The 352-nt window shown below is 59.9% G+C and carries 1 protein-coding gene; it reads left to right on the forward strand.

The window, feature by feature from the left end:
* Positions 1–37: 37 nt before the first annotated feature.
* On the forward strand, positions 38–352 hold a 315-nt coding region (locus tag D7S86_RS29975), incomplete at its 3' end, for a hypothetical protein (protein WP_205962831.1).

The following is a 352-nucleotide window of genomic DNA, read 5'->3' on the forward strand; positions in this document are numbered from 1 at the left end:
TGCGGACAATGCTCAAAGGCGTGGCGCCGAGCCATTGATGCGACACGGCGACCTTTCGCTATATGACGTCGTGGACGTCAACCGGCTCGTGGAGGGTGGGCACGCATACCGCGAGCTCGCGGCTGAGTCGCAATTCGTTCGAAGGGCGGTGGCCCTGGTTGCGCTGTGCGTTGTTTTCGTATCGGTCTTTTTATTTCTGAAGTTCGGGTCGTCTCGCCTGGGCGATAAAAATGCGGACCTGTGGAATGCCGTCGTAGGTGCCGTGCTTCCGCTTTTGTTTGGGTTGGCGGCCATCATGCCGCGTCGCCGGAGACTCAGGGCCACCGTTGCGCCGACGATCGAAATCTTGTCG

Origin of the sequence: Pararobbsia silviterrae (assembly GCF_003628125.1) — a bacterium.
In the GTDB taxonomy this organism is placed as follows: Bacteria; Pseudomonadota; Gammaproteobacteria; order Burkholderiales; family Burkholderiaceae; genus Pararobbsia; species Pararobbsia silviterrae.